Below are 17198 nucleotides of genomic sequence, written 5' to 3'. Positions count from 1 at the left end.
TCGAAATTGCACCTTTTAAGCTCAACTAACAAATATATCTAACCATTCCTGAATTTACAGGGGTGAGCGTGTAGTAAAATTTGCTCACCTCCGTAAAGTGCAACATGGCTTTAGACTTCTCCGGTCAAAATCTTCGAGGACGCAACTTCAAGGAACAAGACCTTGCGGGTGCAAAGTTTAGCTATGCCGACATTCGAGGGGCAAACTTCACCAAAGCCAACCTGACAGGGGCAAACTTCAGTCATGCCAAAGCTGGACTGCAACGACGTTGGACAATTGGTTTAGTTATTATCTCATTCTTATTGTCGGGACTGTCAGGATTTTTATGGGCTATCAACGGTTCTTTGGTGTCACTAATATTTGATACTTCCAGCTTAAAGGAGCAGATTAGCGGCTGGGCTGCCCTAATCGTATTAATTGCCTTTTTCTTCGTCACAACTCGCCAAGGAATAGCAACTGGTTTAGGAGCGGGAGCCTTGGCCGTAGCCTTAGCCGGAGCCTTTACCGTAGCCGGAACCTTAGCCGTAGACGGAGCCTTAGCCGTAGCCGGAGCCTTAGCCGTAGCCGGAGCCTTGGCCGTAGCCGGAGCCTTAACCGGAGTCGGAGCCGTAGCTGGAGCCGTAGCCGTAGCCGGAGCCTTAGCTGGAGCCGTAGCCTTATCCGGAGCCATAGCTGGAGCCGGAGCCGTAGCCGGAGCCGGAGCCGTAGCCGGAGCCGGAGCCGGAGCGTTCCTTAGTATCTACATCAGCTGGCGAGCCATAAAAGGAGATCAAAAACACTCTTTAGTTCGTAATATCGCGATCGCCTTTGCTGCAACAGGAGGTACAAGTTTTCGTGGTGCTAACTTAACCAATGCTGATTTCACTCAAGCCACACTCAAAAGTACAGATTTGCGAAACACTATTCTTATCTGTAGCCGTTGGCATCAAGCCAAAATGCTTGACCGTGTTCGTCCTGGCTCAACTTATCTGCAAAACTCACAAGTACGTCAACTGCTGGTTACAGGACAGGGACAGGATAAGAATTTTTACCGTGAAAACCTGCGGGGTATCAACTTACAATCAGCAAATTTAGCAGATGCCAGCTTTATTGGTGTCGATCTCAGTGAAGCCAATTTGCAAGATGCCGATTTGTCAAGAGCAAAACTGAAGCAAACGCAACTAGACGGCACAGATTTTACAGGTGCAACCCTCACAGGCGCGTACATTGAAGATTGGGGCATTACAAATACAACTAAATTGCATGGGGTAAGGTGTGAATATGTCTTTATGCGCTTACCCACCAAAGAAGACCCCGACCCGCTCCGCAAACCTGATAATAAACAAGAGGTATTTGCAGACGGTGACTTTGCCGATTTTATCAAACCAATTTTTGATACTCTCGACCTTTACCATAATCAAGGTGTTGACCCCCGCGCTGTTGCCATAGCCTTCAAAAACCTTGCCGAAAACCATCCCGAAGCCGAGTTAGAAATCGTGGCAATGGAGAAACGCGGCGATGATAAAATCTTGCTCAGAGCCAAAACCGCCGCTCTTAGCGATAAATCTCAACTGAGTGCCGAGTATTTTGATGACTATAATCAACTCAAAGCTTTATCGCAGAGTCAGCAATTATTGCTGGTAGAAAAAGATAAGCGCATTATTAGTTTAGAAAATATGGTAGATACTGCTCTCAAGCAGCCGAAATTTTATACACAAGGAAATACAAATATGTCAGATATTAGCGGCATCAATATTGAAGGTAGTAGTAATGTTAGCGGTATCGCTGGCAATAATTCTATTGCTAATCTAGGAACCATTAGCGGTAACGTGAGTATTGCCCTGAATCAGTTACCTGATGCAACCGATGCCGAGAAACCAGGAATTAAAGAATTATTGTCGCAGTTGCAAGATGCAATCATCCAATCCACATATTTACCAGAAGAAGAGAAAGCCGAAGCCCTAGAACAGGTGAAAACTTTGGCTGAAGCGGGGAAAAATCCCCAAGAATCGACTAAGCAGAAGACTGCAAAAACAGCAATTACTATGTTGAAAGGGATATTTACAGGCTTACCTGCTTTTGCTTCACTGGTTGAAGCGAGTAATAAATTATTGCCTGCGATCGCAAAATTATTTGGTTTAGGATAATTTTGCGTGAGTTAGACGAACCTCTCCCTGCTTTGATTTGGACTAAAGTTCAACTCTGTCCCTCTGCGACGCGTAATACCGTTTCACTTTAAAATTGATACAAATAGGCAGCAGGGGGGCAGGGGGCAGGGAGCAGGGGGAAAGAATTTAAAGATAAATCATTTGTATCAGAATTTTCGTGAATTGGTATAAGAGGGACAGATTTTATGTAGTAAAACCTCTTAGAGGTCTTTTTATTTGACTAATTATTGCCCACATCCGAGGGGCAAACTTCACTAACGCTAACCTCAAAGGTGGAAAAAATTGTATTTTTACTTTCTCGTGGTATTTACAAGTTAAGTCATTTAATAGTAATCTTCTAGTGTCACAGGACTTACGCATTGACAGAAATACAAAATAAATATAGATGGTTTTAAAAACCATATCTGTCGTAGGGTTTAGCATTGATAAACCCCTACAACACGCGTTTATTTACTATCCAAGAATAATTAATCAAGGCTTGAAATAACCTATTTTGGTAAATTCATACCATGATTAATTTGTACAGTGCGTAAGACCTATGTCAATATTTAATGCAAAGGTGTCTTGATTCCATGAATCTGATGAACTTTAAAATCCAGGGCTTTTTTACGACATTAATAATTGGTAGTGTGTCAGCGTTGACCATTTCAGATGCTATCTCTCAAAAGGTGAACGCCCAAGCTACGCCTTCTTGTAATAATGCAACCATAACAGGTAGCTATGGAACTCAATTCACTGGGACGATCTTAGCAACGCCTATAGCTGGAGTTGCTTTAGTCCAGTTTAATGGAAGGGGAAATTTTCAAGCAACACAGTCTAGTAGCCTTGACGGTACCATATCTCTAAACGCAACATACTCAGGAACCTATAGTGTTAAACAAAATTGCACGGTGCAGATAAGATATACAGATGGCAGTAGTGCTTCCGGTACTATTGTTGATGGTGGCAAGGAAATCTTGCTTTTGCAAACCAATCCAGGTACAGTAATTGTTGGGACTTGGAAAAAAGTGAACTGATTTACTCCATCTGTCCCGACGCTTGAAAATTAATGGGCGTAAGCGTTGCTCTGCTGCTGCCTGAAAGATCGCACTTCCATTATTCCCGAAACAATTACCATGTTGAAAGGGATATTTACAGGCTTAAGCTGAAAAACATCTAATTTGCATAACTGAATTAAACATAAGTCTTGTGGGGTGGGCATCTTGCCCGCCATAATTATGCAACTTAAATATAGAACAGCTTACCTGCGATCGCTTCCCTAGTTGAAGCAGCTAATTGCAATATTTCTAAATTTCTCTCCTGTTGGGCACTACGGTAAGCACCATAGTACAGTTCTAATTGGGTTATTCTAGAAACTAAAATATCTTCCGGTTGTTGGGATGCCAGTCTAGTTGTTACCGCAGGACTACTATTATTTATTAAACGCATACAGACATTAGAATCGAGCAGATAAATCAAAATAGCGGCTCCCTAGTTTCGTATTCTCCCTGTTCTGCCCGTTCTAGCGGTTTTCCTACCCAACCACCAATTACCTCTTCAAAAAACCCAGGTATCCAGCCCCGTTGTTGTGGTGTAACTCTTTGAATTGTTACCGTAACTTCAATTTCTGTATCTGGCATTTCTACTGGGATATCTAAATGTAAAATACCATCTTTACCCACATGCGACCGGATTTTTATACTATCCATCGTATTTTTATCCTAATAAAAGCTTAGTAGCAATAAGTTGGTATCGACAAGATAAGTCACTTAAATATCTTCCGATTCCTCATCATCGTATATTCCTGCCCGACTTAAAGCATACTCTGATAATAAGGGCGTATCTCTCCTATGGCTCTCTGCTCATTCCCAAAAAGCTATTATCCACTCAAAAGCCGTTGCAGTTTTGTAAAATGGTTGCTCCTGTTTTGATTTGATCAACTGCTCAAGCAATGCATCTAAACGTGGCTTAACCACTTCAGCAGGGAACTTAGTTACGTTTGCTAACACCTGTACAACGCCTTCTAACTCTTCTCTATCAACCTCTGAGGTTAATGGTAGTATTTGATTCTTATTGTTGACCATGCTCGTAGCTCTCCATAAATATACAACAGATTGCAAGTTAATGAAGTACAAAAATACCCCACCCTAACCCTCCCCTTGGAAAGGGTAGGGAACTAGATTGGGAATTTCCCCCCTTTACAAGGGGGGATTAAGGGGGGTAAAAGATGTACTTCATTCAAATGCAAAATGCTGTATCGTATCTACTTTCTTCATTCTCAGGTAGTTTTGGAATGTAGAGTTGAATTTTTCCAAAATGTCTTTAACTGAAGAAATTCTTTCCCAATTACCCGGCGATGCTTTAGCAGGATTGCGCCAAAGCGATCGCATCCTAACATCTCTGCGCGAAAACTCCGCACCAGTACCAACGTTAGTTAAAGAAAATCAACAGCCTTTAGGCGCTGTAGACTTCGATGTGCTTATCTGCGGTGGTACTTTGGGCATTTTAATTGGTTGCGCCTTGGCGGTAAAGGGACTGCGGGTAGCGTTACTGGAACGGGGAATCTTGCGGGGGAGGGAACAAGAGTGGAATATTTCTCGCAAAGAATTAGATGTGTTTGTGGAATTAAACTTGCTGACTGAGGAAGAATTAGAAAGTGCGATCGCAACTCAATATAACCCAGCGCGAGTTAGTTTTGCTGGCGGTACAGAAGTTTGGGTAGAGGATGTCTTGAATATCGGTGTAGATCCAGTTTACCTACTAGCTACTTTGAAAACTCGATTTCTCGCCGCAGATGGAAAGTTGTTAGAAAACACACCCTTTACTGAAGCGGTAGTTCATCCAGATGGGGTGATGGTAAATAACCAATTCAAAACTCGGTTATTAATCGACGCAATGGGACATCTTTCACCTATCAGCCAACAAGCACGTCAAGGCAAAAAACCAGACGCACTGTGCTTAGTTGTAGGAAGTTGCGCCCAAGGTTTTGCGGAAAATAACTCAGGCGACTTGTTATTATCATTTACACCTTTGCAAAATCAATGTCAGTACTTCTGGGAAGCTTTTCCAGCTAGAGATGGCAGAACAACTTACTTGTTTACTTATATGGATGCAGATCCCCAACGTTTAAGTTTAGAAGCTCTATTTGAGGAATATCTGCGTCTTTTACCAGAATATCAGGGAGTGGAATTAAGCAAACTGAAATTTCAGCGATCGCTATTTGGTTTCTTTCCCACCTATCGCCAAAGCCCCATCAAAACCCCTTGGAATCGCATTCTACCAGCCGGAGATAGCAGTGGTAGTCAATCTCCTTTGAGTTTTGGTGGTTTTGGGGCAATGGTGCGTCATTTGAAGCGTTTAACGTTTGGCATTTACGAAGCACTGGAAACAGAACAATTATCTGCAAAAGCGTTAACACTACTGCAACCCTATCAACCAAGTTTGACTGTTACCTGGTTGTTTCAAAGGGCGATGAGTGTTGGTGTAAATCAGAAAATTGCCCCAGATCAAATCAACCAACTCCTCTCTGCGGTATTTCAAGAAATGCAGCAGTTGGGTACACCGGTGCTAAAACCATTTTTACAGGATATAGTGCAGTTTTCGGCACTAACAAAAACACTGCTAAAAACTGGTTTAGATCATCCTGTATTAGTTGCGAAAATAATTCCGCAAGTAGGTTTTGCCAGTTTGTTAGATTGGATGTTACATTACAGTAATTTAGGTGTATACACTACTTTATTTTGGCTAAGTCCAATGTTAGAAACATGGATTAAAAATCAACCAAAAGAACAACAATATTATTGGCATCGTTTGATTGATGCCTGGAAGTATGGTTCTGGCGGTGATCAAGGAAGATGAAACTTAGAATTTTAGCTGTGTGAGGATAATATGATTGAACGGAAATCTGTAGGAATCAAATACTTTGCGGTGCTGATTGGATTCCTGCGCGATCGCCAAGGATTTCTAGAGGAAGTTCGCCAAGGTACGAGATTACCAAATAAAATTATTTCTTTACTAGTTTGCAGTTCTTTATTTCTCGCTGCTTATGGCGGAATCATTGGTGCATACCATAGTTGGATGCAAGCTTTGTCTTCCGCTATTAAACTTCCAGCACTTTATTTAATCACACTGCTAATTTGTATTCCAACGTTGTATTTTGCTAACATTGTTTTTGGTTCAAAGCGCACATTTGGACAGCATTTAGCATTAGTCTTGACTGCTGTTTCAGTTACGAGTGTACTTTTATTTAGCTTTGCGCCAATCACACTGTTTTTCTTGATTACTACCAATAACTACCAATTTTTAATTCTGTTAAATGTATTCATATTTGCATTAACAGGATTCATTGGTATTTCGTCTTTATATCAGGCCACAAGTTTAGTTTTAGAACAAGATAATGAAGGTAGTAAGACACGTCAGAAGATTTTACAATTTTGGCTATTTCTTTACGCTTTCGTAGGTAGTCAGTTAGGATGGACTCTCAGACCGTTTTTTGGTACGCCTGATTCTGCTTTTCAACTATTCCGCGAAAGAGAAGGTAATTTCTATTTGAGTGTGATTCAAGCTATTAGCTATCTCTTAGGAATCCGTTAATCAGGCATTAGTAATTATATAAAATATAAAAGATTTAAAAATATGCGGAAAAACGAAAAGTTCGGGATTCAACAATTTGGAGTTTTGGTTAATTTATTGCGCGATCGCCAGGCATTTCTAGAAGAAATTCGTCAAGGAGTCCGATTACAAAATAAAATCAGTTCTCTGTTTGTATCTAGTTCCATTTTCTTTGCAATATATGGCGCAATTATTGGTGCATCTAACAGTTGGGCACAGGCATTATCTGGTGCTATCAAGCTTCCAGCATTTTATCTATTAACACTGATCATTTGTTTTCCAACTTTGTTCTTTTTTAACGTTTTGTTTGGTTCACGGAGCAGTATTCAACAGCATTTCGTTGTGTTGCTCACATCGGTATCAGTGATTAGTGTGCTTTTATTCAGCTTGGCACCAGTTACGCTATTTTTTCTGATCACTACACCCGATTCTTATCAATTTTTTAAGCTGTTAAATGTATTAATTTTTGGTATTACAGGCATCTTTGGAGTTAAGTTCCTTTATGAAGGAATGCAATTACTTTCTCAACAAGATGAAGTTGGTAAAAAAACCCGCACCACTATTCTAAGATCCTGGTTATTGCTTTATGCCTTTGTTGGTATGCAGTTAGGATGGTTTCTCAGACCCTTTTTTGGTGCCCCTGACTCTAAATTTGAATTATTTCGGGCAGTGAAAGGCAATTTTTATTTGGATATTGTAGCGGCGATTTCCGAAATTTTAGGTTTGCGTTAATCTAAGATTTATACGTGTTTTATAAACTCTTTCACATTTAATAAACTTTGGGGGTTTAAGTCCTCTGCCTAATGACGGCAGCCCGTTTTGGGTCGGGGTCTAAATCCCCATAGCAAAATGTAATTGCGTTAGTGTAGCGGGGCGTTCGCTTTTAGCGTCTCCAAGAGTTGCCCATTGCGAATTGCTTTAATATCATCCCCCGATATCAGTTATCGCACTACAATAACTGGTGTTCCCAGACTTACCTGCTCGAATAATTCTCTCATATCCTTGTTGTACATCCGAATACAACCGTGTGAGGCAGCTTTACCAACTGAATCAGGATTAGGCGTTCCGTGAAAGCCAACCCAATTTTTACCGTTTGTCCAAAATCCAATCCAGTATTTGCCAAGTGATTAATAGATGATATGGGGGGTATTTAGCTTACTCTAGACTCCAACCCAGTGCTACGGCTACTTCAGTGGCTAATTCTAGAGGATTGAATGGTTTAGCGATCGCACCGATCATTCCCATCTGAGTATAGCGACGGCGATCGGAAGCCTGGATTTTGGCAGTTAACAAAATCACTGGAATCGCTTTAGTTAACGGATTAGCTTGTAACTTTTCAAAGGTAGCGATACCATCCATCTCTGGCATCATCACATCTAATAAAATCGCATCTGGTAGGTAAGTCTCGGCTTTTATTATGCCTTCTTTACCAGAACTTGCTGTCATTACTTCCCAGCCTGCAACTGTTTCCAAGCAAATCTTGGCAACTTCTTGAATATACTGCTCGTTATCAACCACTAGAATTTGCTTTGTTGTCATTATTGCCATCCTCTTGTTGGTTCACGGTAATTCGCTGAAGTAACTCCATCATGCGTTGTTCAAAATCTTCGTTAGTCACACTCTCTTTAGTCAAAAATTCTGTATCTTGATTTAATTGGCTATTTGTAGTTTGCTCATAACGACTATAAATTAGAGGAATGTTAGAATCTTCTAAATCAGCATTTTTCAAAGTCCAAAACAAAGGTAGAGTGACGTAAAAAGTGCTACCTTCGCCTAATACACTTTCAGCCCAGATGCGTCCGCCGTGCTGTTGCATAATGCTCTTACAAATTGCCAAACCTAAACCAGTACCATCATGGTTGCGCGAATCTGAAGAGTCAACTTGTTGAAAGCGCTCAAAGATACTCTCAAGTTTGTCAGATGGGATACCGCGTCCGGTGTCTTTGACTGTCAACAAAACTTCATCCCCTTGTTGCTGCGCCCCCAACCAAACTGTAGATCCAGTAGACGAAAACTTAATGGCATTACTTAGTAGATTGGTCAAAGTTTGAACAATGCGATCGCAATCTGCCAATACTTGATTAGATAAAGCTGAAATGGATAGCGTCACTCCTGCTTTGTCGGCCAAAGGCTGTATAACATTTACTGCTTGAACAATCAGATCAACAATATTGCAGATTTCTGGTTCCATCTTCGCTTTACCCGACTCAATCCGCTCAATGTCTAGGATGTCGTTGATTAAGCGTACTAGACGTTCGGTGCTTTCAGTAGCAATTTGCAGCAGGCGTTTTCCCTGCTCTGAGTCTGTCGGTAGCAAACCACTGGTTAGCATTCCTAGAGAGCCGTGAATTGAAGTTAATGGAGTGCGGAGTTCATGACTAACAACGGAGATAAATTCATCTTTCATCCGTTCAATTTGCTTACGCTCTGTCACGTCTCGTAATATAACTGTATAAAATATTTCCTTGCCCATATCAATTTTAGAGATGGAAGCCTCTGCTGGAAATTCAGTGCCATCCTTACGACGACCATAGATTTCACGCCGTTCCCCCATTCTGCGGGCAATATTGGGAGATTGACCAAAGTCAACCACATGTTGACGATGCATTTGTGAAAAGCGTTGCGGTAAGAGTAAATCAAGACCCTGGCCAATCACTTCTTGGGCAGAGTAGCCGAAAATTTTCTCTGCTCCTTGATTAAACAAGGTGATGCTTTGAAATCCGTTAATGGAAATAATTGCATCATCAGCAATATCTAAAATCCGCGCAAATCGGGCTTCAGAAAATCGTAGTTCTTCCTGTGTTCGCTGACGTTCATCTAGTTGTGACTGTAACTGTCGATTTACAGTAATTAACTCAGCAGTGCGCTCTGCTACCCTCAGTTCCAGATCACTGATAGCTTGTAAATTTAGAGATGAGGGAGATGAGGAAGAATTTACTTTCTTATCTCCCCCTACTCCCCCTGCTCCCTTTACTCCTCTGCCTACCTGCACCATGCGTTGCCGCAATTTTATTCGTTCTAGGCGATTGACGATTCGGGTAACTAGTTCTGGCCCGACAATTGGTTTGCTTACAAAGTCATCAGCACCAACGCTAAACACCTGATTTATCATCTTGGCATCACTATGCACAGTGAGGAATAAGATGGGTAACTCACCCCAGCGCAAATCGTTGCGTACCAATTGGCAAAGTTCTATACCATTTTTATAGGGTAATTCCACATCTAGAATCAGCATATCTGGCGCAACTTCTTCTAAAGTACTCCAAAAATGAAGCGGATCTTCAAGAGCGATCGCTTTGAATCCCCAAGGACTAAGTAAGGTTTGCAACAATGCCTGAATTTGTGGATCATCATCTACAACCAATATTTTAGTTTCTGCCTGGGGGTCATTTTGCGGCGGTTGCGTTACTGTTTTTAATACCTGTGGCGTTGTTGATGTAGATATTGCTGCTGTGTCGTTTCCTTCAATTTCTCGACGCAATAACTTTACCAAACTTGCGAGGTTGCCAATTTCAGATTTACTCAAGCTTTTATCAGAACTCAGCAGCAATTCAATATTGCGTGCCAATTTTGAACCGAGAGGTAAGCCAAAAGTACCTAAAGATCCTGCTAAAGTATGCGCCTCTTTGGTTGCAAGGGAGAGCAATTCAGGATTTAAACTATTTTGATTCAAAGTTGCGATCGCTTGCTCTATTACCTTCACCTGCTCATCTACTCGCCCTTGAAATCGTTGCCAAATTTCTGCAACTGCCATTAGTGCTTGCTGCTGTGATTTCAGATTTGGAACCGAGGATTTTGCACAATTTAATTCTTCCCTATTTCCTACCCCCTGCTCCCTACTCCCTATTCCCTCTCCTAGTTGTTTCAGACGATAGCCAATACCATAAACTGTTTCAACCAAATCATTGGGCGCTCCTACGGTTTTGAGTTTGTGTCGTAATCCTTTGATATGAGTGCGAACAGCTTCTTCTTGTGGCGTATCTTCATAAGACCAAAGATGTTCTAAAATCATGTCGCAGCTAAACACCCGATGATTATTCCGCAAGAATAATTCTAATAGAGCAAACTCTTTGGGCGTAAGTGGTAGTAGCTTGCCTGCATAAGTCACTTCACAGCTACTAGGGTCTAGCTGCAACTGACCATACTCCAACACAGGTTGTGAGGTTACAACTTTGCGACGTAACAGCGCCCTAATCCGGGCAACTAATTCCTCTTGATCAAAGGGTTTAACTACATAGTCATCTGCACCTGCATCTAGCCCGATTGCTTTCTCATGACTACTATCGCGCCCTGTCAATAACAATATTGGCATTTGCAGACCACTAGACCGGATTTGACGGCAAAGACTAATGCCATCTAGTTTGGGTAACATTACATCCAAGAGAATTAAATCATAATCGTAAGTTTGAATAAGATCCCAAGCTGCATCTCCATCAGTGGCAACTTCAACCGCATAGTTTTGGTTAGTCAAAACGGCGGTGAGTACATAAGCATTTAACTCGTCATCCTCTACAACTAAAATTTTCATGTTAAAAGTTTTCTAAGTTAAAATGGATACTACAGATAACAAGTAATAAACTTAAATTGCAAAATTAATTACAGTGCTTTTCAAGTAATTAAACCACACCATTCCCTACTCGTTACACCCTCTAACTGATTAACTATCTTTCGAGTCATCAAAGAGGAAAAGGGGCAGGGAGCAGGGGAGAGAACCGCATAAATAAATTTATTGGCTTTGAAACAAGGACGCATTATTTATTGCGCTTCGGGTCTGGAAAATAAATATTTTTACTTTGAGATAAATAAACTTGCTGGCTCTAAGACCATAAAGGCAGGAAAATTTAAAAATTCTTCCCCCTGCCTCTTCGATGAATACGCTACAACAGAAAAAACCCTCTGCTAAAACTTGTGAAAAAACGAGTAACTCTTACCTTCCCGAAACGCGCCGTACAAATGCCAGTCACTTATTTACTGGCCAAAGAGTTCAACGTTGCCGCCAATATTATCCGTGCCCAAGTTGCCCCAAATCAAATTGGCAAACTGGTAGTAGAACTATCGGGAGATATCGATCAATTAGATGCGGCGATCGAGTGGATGCGATCGCGCCATGTTAATGTTTCTCATACCTTAGGCGAAATTGCGATCGACGAGGATGTGTGTGTCCATTGTGGCTTGTGTACTGGGGTTTGTCCTACCGAAGCTCTCACTCTCCACCCAGAGACATACAAACTCACATTCACGCGATCGCGTTGTATCGTTTGCGAACAGTGTATCCCCACCTGCCCTGTACAAGCAATCTCCACTAACCTTTAACAATCCAAAATTTAAAATCTAAAACCCAAGATTCATATTATCCCAGCTTAAACACATCCGTTCTTACACCACTATCACTCACCAGTCTAGTTGTTGCTGGAGAGTCGGGCTTTTGCTACTGAGAAGCCACAAGTGTTGAGCAAAAGTTAAAAGCGAACGCTCGTTTAAAAAGCGTTCGCTTGACTATGATAGCCGAATACTCTAGTTAGTTGCTTGTTATTAGCATACTATTTAACGCTCACACAAGTCAAAAAACTTGCACAAGCATGGTTGCAATATTTCTAGAATTCTGACTCAAAAGCTTGGAGAATAAGATTATACAACAACTCAGTTTGTTTGATGAATCAGCCCCAGTTTTACCTATCACCTAAGTAGGTGGGCGGAAAAAATTACAAGTATGTAACGAAACATTAAGCGTAAAGGCTTAAAGCGGCTTGTTACTTTCCATCGCTAGTTAACCCACAAATTAGTTTTATGTTTTAAAGTAGAAAGTAGTTTGATTGAAAGTGCTTGTTACTACCAATGAAAGTTTTAGGGTTAGTCCTACCAGTCCTGTTACTGCTAGGCACGCCTGCGATCGCAGTTGAGTTCAAAGGGCAAAATATTGATGGTCAAAAGCTACCTGCTAAAGCTTACTATTATGCAACTGGTGGTGTCTACAAAGTTCAAGTAAGTTTTCACAATAAACGAGCCACAATTTACTTTGACGACGGCAACCAAACAACCATACAGTTGAACCAGAAAGTGATCACTGACTCACGCAATATTGAAGGTTTTGGAAAGCTAGGGCAATATCCTCTAAATCGAACATTCAGTGTTGGGTTGGTATATGACAATAATTGGCTCGGCAGCAGTGATAATCAATTGCAACAGTCCAATCCGCTAGATGGGTTGTGGAAAATTAGTTTGGAGTAAATATTCACTATCTTTTGTCTAAACTTTAGTCTTTTGTTGATAAATTTACGGCGCAAGAATCACTTGAGTTTTCTTTTCTAAGAGAGCATTAGCCGGGAAACTGTCAATTTGAGTGGGCTACAATCACTAAACACTCATTTTCCACCCTGGTAAGCATATCGTTAAAAGCAGGAGTATAACGACCATCTTTATCAACAACCTTACGGAGAGTATACTCACCAACTCTAGAAAGTCCACCAAACCAAACGTTCTTTCTATGCCAAATATCTCCATTGACAGAATTTTTGTCTTGGGACATTGTTAAACTTAGAATCGCTCTTGGAATTGGTATTCCCCAGAAAACAGGTATGATTTGAGCTTCTTGCAAAGTTTCATCTTCAAACTGAATTTTGTAAGTTGCTTTAGACAATTGAACTGAACGTAGTAATATCCAACCCGCAATCGAGTTATGAAAAGTCCACTGTAACGGGGCAAAAATTGGTAAAACCAAAGTTCTATTCTGTATGTCCCATTCCAAATTGTACATAGTAATGCAAGTATCTGGCAGTGGATTCCCATCCATAAAAAACACACCCTGAAGGACAGATGGTAAGTTTGTTGGTTTGATTGGAATCATCCAGGTTGCAATATCATTGAGTTGCTTTTTCTCAATTAATTCAGTCATACTAATTTGTAATTCATAATTACTCAAGGGCAAACGGTAACTTATTACTCACGGTCGTTGAGAAAAACCTTGTAGTACTAAATTATTAGGAGTAACGGCAGTCACTTTTTCAAAATCCCACTTGACTTCTGTAATTGATTCCCATTGATAGTTATGGAATAGATGTAAACAGAAAATCTTAATAAAGCCAATTGATAAGGATTTACCAGGACAAGCTCGCTCATGTCCTTCGCCGTTCCAAGATAAGATATCTGAAAAATTCCGTGTTAGGTCAAAATCATCTGGATTTTGGTATCTGTTGGCATCCCGATTAGCCGTAAAAATAGAGCCTAGCAAGCGAGTACCTTTTTGGAATGGGCATTTTTGTTCTCCAATCTCAACTTCACCTCCTTCAGTGGTGAGTTGACTAACAAATCGCACAGGTGGATAGAGACGAGCTGTTTCTAAAATCACCTGATTGAGGATTGTTAACTGGTCTAAAGCATCTGGATCTAAAGTTTTCTTGCCATTCCAGACTGCATTGACTTCTGAAACTACATCATTTCTGAGGGCATTATCCAAGCATAGAACACCAATAACTGATCCTAAAAGCGCACTTGTACCGGCAGTACCAGCTATATGAATCGTATCGAAAAGGGTATTAGCGATTTGGTGTTCGTTCAACTGATACTGAGCGCCTGTTTCAAAGTAAGATGCCCATTTAGCGGATTGTTTATATCGCTTGATTAAATGTTGACGATGCCGAATTTTTGGCGCTGTTAATATTGCTAGCAGATACTTGCTTATGAAATTAGGCAAGGATGCAAGAGGCAAACCCTTAATGTAACTACGTGATGCTGTGATTTCTTCCTCAGATAAAGATATCTGAAAAATCAGTTGGTGCAAAATTGACAGGATAATTTTTGGCAAATCGTCGCCGATGTGTAATTTGCCTTGTTTAACAGCTTCTAACAAGCTTTGCTCAACTAGATTCCCTAAAAAGTCTATCTTTTGAGACGGTTCTGGTAAGGCTTGTAAGATCACAGTACGTAGCCCTGTATGTTCGTTACTGTTGGTTCCCAAGCTTAAAGGATTATCGAGCAGGTAGCTAGGAGCTAATATTCTGATAATGCCTAAATCATTTCCTCGCAGTTGTGGTTGGGTTTGCATTAATTCACTCACTTGGGAGTGAGAAGAATGCATAATTGCTTGGTCTACTGCAAAATACTTGTTTCCAATATTGTTCTTACGGATGTAAAGAAAGTCCCGCCATGCTTTGAGCATGATTAAGGCATCCATATAATAGAAAATCAAACGCAGAAACTTGCCGATCGCAGTGTCATAACCTACTTTATCTAGTATGGGTGCAAGCCAAAGCTGGCGAGCATGACCTTTGAGAACTTTATCTTTGAGTGTCATAATATTTACTGTCGTTTGTCATTTGTCATTTGTCATTTGTCATTGGTCATTGGTCATTGGTAATTAATTTTTCTCCCTCTGTTCTTTATCTTTTCAAGTCCTTTTTTTCTCTACGAGAGCCTGCGCGTAGCAAGATACCTGTCAGGGGAAATTTTTGAATTTTGAATTGATTTCTCCCTCAGTCCCCAATTCAGATATTGATGCTTTGAGGAATTTTAGAAGGAAGCAGATACTCATAGGCTGGGCGGTGCAAATTACGCTCCTTGATTGTATTTTCTACCTGCTGAAGATGACTTTGGAATGCTTGTAAAAATGGTTTTACTTTCTCGTCTGTAAAGTATCCTTGCTTATATTCGCCTAGCTTGTTGTAGTATACAGACCCCAATAAGCTGAGTAGGTTATATTGCCGTTGTGCCTGATCTAGAGGGGGGAGCAAATTGAGGTAGTCTTGCTCGGTAACTTCTCTTTTGAGAGTTGAGGCTGGTAAATAACCTGCCAATGGCATGGCTGCGGCGTAACCCATCAAATCTTTTTGCGGAAAGTTAACGGCTGCATGTTGGGCACTGGCAGTAAAAATAATCAGCGTAGTGGCATCAATCAGGTAATTTAGCGTTTTGATGCCCCCATTTTCGCCAAAATCAGGGATACGACCACCATCGTAAGCTGAGATTTCAGCTGCCCATGTTTGCAGGGCTATATCTTTGTGAATGGTTTCATCGGTAGGGTAGTAAAGCTTTAGGTAGTCTGAAACCCATTGATGAATAGCATCCCAGACTAATAATGCATCATCCCGGTAAGGATAAACAGGCAATAGATTGGGATCATCCACACCACGCTGTTGGAATTGCTTGGGTAAGATGGCATTATTAAAACCATAGCTTTGCAACCCTAGCACTACTAAAACGCGAGAGTTATCGATTGATGGTGAGAGCAATCTATCTACGCCACCGCCAGGAGCAACGAGAATCCGTTGGGCGGCATCGTTAATTGCTAAGGTACTATCAAAATGTGGGCGCAGCAGAATTCGGAGGGGATGGGTAAGTGGCAATTGTCGAGCAGTTGCGATCGCAAAAACACCAACTAACAAGTGAGTTCTTGCTAGGTGAGTAACAGCTTCGTGGATGTTGGAATCTGCTATTTGAACAACTGTTTTGGCAAAAAGCCAAGCGTATTTACCGGAGTTAGGGGTAACGATTGGATAATCTGAACCTGGGGTTTGACCGCATTGAATGGCTACCGGACGTAATAGCCTGGTGGGATCTGAGCCTTTGGGTAAGGCAAACAGTGCTAAGGGAGCGTAGACATATTTTTGCTCATGTGGATATGTCCCGTTGATCACACCGGATAAAATTTTATAGTCAGCTAAGTAGAGCCTTCCTTCTTGTCCTGCTGTTGCTAATGAATCGTCACTTCCCATCACTGCTTGGTAATGTTCCTCTGTGACTGGGAAGCGATCGCCTAGACTAGTTACTCGCTCGATCATCACGGGATTATAGCCAGCCACTCGCGTGTAGGCAAAGACTTCATCTTCTTGGTAACTTTTAGCGATCGCTGGGACACCAATCACTGGAAACAAATTTTCGTAGTCTTTGAGACTGGTTGCATGTCCTGTAGGCTGTCCTTCATATAAAAGGTTAATTACCCTATTTAGAGCATCTCTGAGGATTACAAGTCCGTTTTCTTTCAAAATAGAATAAAAAAGATCGTCGAGTTCTCTAAGATCCTTAGATATGCTTTTGAGTAAAAACTGAGGGATAATTTGCAGGACTCTTACTATAATGCTGATTCGGGCTGGTAATGCTCCCTTAAGCAAGGCTTCTAAAATAAACCTTTCGACATCATCACGAATCGACTTAGAACCTTGATTACCTCTGTTGACAATCAAGGTATTGACAAAAATAACTCGTAACTGCTGGGCTAATAAAAAATACCAGTTAGTGGTGAACTCTTCAGCAATAGAAAGCTGATCCAGCATCGCAATAGATGGAATATGGATGTAGTTATATTGATACTCTTGCCTAGCTATATCTAAAGTATGAGTACTTGATGAACTGATTGAATTATCTGGTGATGAAGCAGCCATTGACTCTACTTATATTTAATATGGGGATTAACAGTTAAGGATAAACAGGTTTGAGTTACTCTAAACGTATTATCGCAATCTAGTTTAA

15 protein-coding genes and 1 pseudogene are annotated in these 17198 nt (G+C 41.0%); 7 read left to right on the top strand and 9 right to left on the bottom strand.

Annotated elements, in window-relative coordinates:
- Nucleotides 1–104 precede the first annotated feature (104 nt).
- Together RMY00_RS00520 and RMY00_RS00515 are read left to right on the top strand one after the other, a co-directional pair.
- Complete coding sequence (locus RMY00_RS00520; protein WP_322645694.1) at nt 105–2126, top strand: pentapeptide repeat-containing protein; 2022 nt, start codon at nt 105–107, stop codon at nt 2124–2126.
- Nucleotides 2127–2728: 602 nt separating this feature from the next.
- Nucleotides 2729–3163: a hypothetical protein gene (locus tag RMY00_RS00515; RefSeq protein ID WP_322645693.1), complete on the top strand. Its 435-nt coding sequence runs from the start codon at nt 2729–2731 to the stop codon at nt 3161–3163.
- A gap of 208 nt (nt 3164–3371) precedes the next feature.
- Here the strand turns inward: RMY00_RS00515 and RMY00_RS00510 are convergent, their stop codons facing one another.
- The 3 genes from RMY00_RS00510 to RMY00_RS00500 all read right to left on the bottom strand — a co-directional run bounded on the left by RMY00_RS00510 (nt 3372) and on the right by RMY00_RS00500 (nt 4210).
- Nucleotides 3372–3605: a PIN domain-containing protein gene (locus tag RMY00_RS00510; protein WP_322645692.1), complete on the bottom strand. Its 234-nt coding sequence runs from the start codon at nt 3603–3605 to the stop codon at nt 3372–3374.
- On the bottom strand, nt 3602–3835 hold the full coding sequence (locus RMY00_RS00505; protein WP_322645691.1) for a hypothetical protein: 234 nt from the start codon (nt 3833–3835) through the stop codon (nt 3602–3604). Before RMY00_RS00505 ends, RMY00_RS00510 begins: the two co-directional genes overlap by 4 nt.
- A gap of 153 nt (nt 3836–3988) precedes the next feature.
- Nucleotides 3989–4210, bottom strand: a complete 222-nt coding sequence (locus tag RMY00_RS00500) for a hypothetical protein (protein ID WP_322645690.1) — start codon at nt 4208–4210, stop codon at nt 3989–3991.
- Between the two features lie 232 nt (nt 4211–4442).
- Between RMY00_RS00500 and RMY00_RS00495 the strand changes: the two genes are divergently transcribed.
- From RMY00_RS00495 to RMY00_RS00485, 3 genes are read left to right on the top strand one after another with little or no spacing between them, the layout of a single operon-like run.
- Nucleotides 4443–5984 (top strand): FAD-binding oxidoreductase, encoded by a 1542-nt coding sequence (locus RMY00_RS00495; protein WP_322645689.1) that lies wholly within the window; start codon nt 4443–4445, stop codon nt 5982–5984.
- Nucleotides 5985–6014: 30 nt separating this feature from the next.
- Nucleotides 6015–6719, top strand: coding sequence for an actin-binding WH2 domain-containing protein (locus tag RMY00_RS00490; RefSeq protein ID WP_322645688.1), 705 nt, complete (start codon nt 6015–6017; stop codon nt 6717–6719).
- Between the two features lie 42 nt (nt 6720–6761).
- Entirely contained in the window at nt 6762–7469 is a 708-nt protein-coding gene (locus tag RMY00_RS00485) for an actin-binding WH2 domain-containing protein (RefSeq protein ID WP_322645687.1), read from the top strand.
- Between the two features lie 209 nt (nt 7470–7678).
- Here the strand turns inward: RMY00_RS00485 and RMY00_RS00480 are convergent.
- The 3 genes and pseudogenes from RMY00_RS00480 to RMY00_RS00470 form a co-directional block, all read right to left on the bottom strand.
- A pseudogene (locus RMY00_RS00480) lies at nt 7679–7861 on the bottom strand (L,D-transpeptidase); the annotation flags it as partial.
- Between the two features lie 31 nt (nt 7862–7892).
- A complete protein-coding gene (locus RMY00_RS00475; protein ID WP_322645686.1) occupies nt 7893–8276 on the bottom strand; it encodes a response regulator in 384 nt (127 codons plus the stop codon).
- The gene (locus RMY00_RS00470) at nt 8248–11265 is read right to left on the bottom strand and encodes a response regulator (protein WP_322645685.1); all 3018 of its coding nucleotides are present in this window, start codon (nt 11263–11265) and stop codon (nt 8248–8250) included. Before RMY00_RS00470 ends, RMY00_RS00475 begins: the two co-directional genes overlap by 29 nt.
- A gap of 380 nt (nt 11266–11645) precedes the next feature.
- On the opposite strand from RMY00_RS00470, the gene RMY00_RS00465 reads away from it, so the two are divergent.
- Nucleotides 11646–12050 (top strand): NIL domain-containing protein, encoded by a 405-nt coding sequence (locus RMY00_RS00465; protein WP_322645684.1) that lies wholly within the window; start codon nt 11646–11648, stop codon nt 12048–12050.
- A 522-nt stretch (nt 12051–12572) separates the two neighbouring features.
- Nucleotides 12573–12965: a hypothetical protein gene (locus RMY00_RS00460; RefSeq protein ID WP_322645683.1), complete on the top strand. Its 393-nt coding sequence runs from the start codon at nt 12573–12575 to the stop codon at nt 12963–12965.
- A gap of 103 nt (nt 12966–13068) precedes the next feature.
- Here RMY00_RS00460 and RMY00_RS00455 read toward each other — a convergent pair whose 3' ends face one another.
- The 3 genes from RMY00_RS00455 to RMY00_RS00445 all read right to left on the bottom strand — a co-directional run bounded on the left by RMY00_RS00455 (nt 13069) and on the right by RMY00_RS00445 (nt 17110).
- Nucleotides 13069–13629, bottom strand: coding sequence for a hypothetical protein (locus RMY00_RS00455; protein ID WP_322645682.1), 561 nt, complete (start codon nt 13627–13629; stop codon nt 13069–13071).
- 48 nt (nt 13630–13677) lie between these two features.
- Nucleotides 13678–15027 (bottom strand): cytochrome P450, encoded by a 1350-nt coding sequence (locus tag RMY00_RS00450; protein ID WP_322645681.1) that lies wholly within the window; start codon nt 15025–15027, stop codon nt 13678–13680.
- 190 nt (nt 15028–15217) lie between these two features.
- Nucleotides 15218–17110: a lipoxygenase family protein gene (locus RMY00_RS00445; protein ID WP_322645680.1), complete on the bottom strand. Its 1893-nt coding sequence runs from the start codon at nt 17108–17110 to the stop codon at nt 15218–15220.
- Between the last annotated feature and the right edge of the window lie 88 nt (nt 17111–17198).

Source organism: Nostoc sp. ChiVER01 (assembly GCF_034531155.1).
Classification (GTDB): domain Bacteria; phylum Cyanobacteriota; class Cyanobacteriia; order Cyanobacteriales; family Nostocaceae; genus Nostoc.
Note: the sequence above shows the minus strand (reverse complement) of the source record. Positions and strands in the feature narration are given on the sequence as shown.

Bases quoted from the DNA above. Each gene is read 5' to 3' on its own strand.
- RMY00_RS00475 (WP_322645686.1), bottom strand. From the start codon at position 8,276: ATGACAACAAAGCAAATTCTAGTGGTTGATAACGAGCAGTATATTCAA.
- RMY00_RS00505 (WP_322645691.1), bottom strand. From the start codon at position 3,835: ATGGATAGTATAAAAATCCGGTCGCATGTGGGTAAAGATGGTATTTTA.
- RMY00_RS00520 (WP_322645694.1), top strand. From the start codon at position 105: ATGGCTTTAGACTTCTCCGGTCAAAATCTTCGAGGACGCAACTTCAAG.
- RMY00_RS00445 (WP_322645680.1), bottom strand. From the start codon at position 17,110: ATGGCTGCTTCATCACCAGATAATTCAATCAGTTCATCAAGTACTCAT.
- RMY00_RS00450 (WP_322645681.1), bottom strand. From the start codon at position 15,027: ATGACACTCAAAGATAAAGTTCTCAAAGGTCATGCTCGCCAGCTTTGG.
- RMY00_RS00460 (WP_322645683.1), top strand. From the start codon at position 12,573: ATGAAAGTTTTAGGGTTAGTCCTACCAGTCCTGTTACTGCTAGGCACG.
- RMY00_RS00470 (WP_322645685.1), bottom strand. From the start codon at position 11,265: ATGAAAATTTTAGTTGTAGAGGATGACGAGTTAAATGCTTATGTACTC.
- RMY00_RS00485 (WP_322645687.1), top strand. From the start codon at position 6,762: ATGCGGAAAAACGAAAAGTTCGGGATTCAACAATTTGGAGTTTTGGTT.
- RMY00_RS00490 (WP_322645688.1), top strand. From the start codon at position 6,015: ATGATTGAACGGAAATCTGTAGGAATCAAATACTTTGCGGTGCTGATT.
- RMY00_RS00515 (WP_322645693.1), top strand. From the start codon at position 2,729: ATGAACTTTAAAATCCAGGGCTTTTTTACGACATTAATAATTGGTAGT.
- RMY00_RS00500 (WP_322645690.1), bottom strand. From the start codon at position 4,210: ATGGTCAACAATAAGAATCAAATACTACCATTAACCTCAGAGGTTGAT.
- RMY00_RS00495 (WP_322645689.1), top strand. From the start codon at position 4,443: ATGTCTTTAACTGAAGAAATTCTTTCCCAATTACCCGGCGATGCTTTA.
- RMY00_RS00455 (WP_322645682.1), bottom strand. From the start codon at position 13,629: ATGACTGAATTAATTGAGAAAAAGCAACTCAATGATATTGCAACCTGG.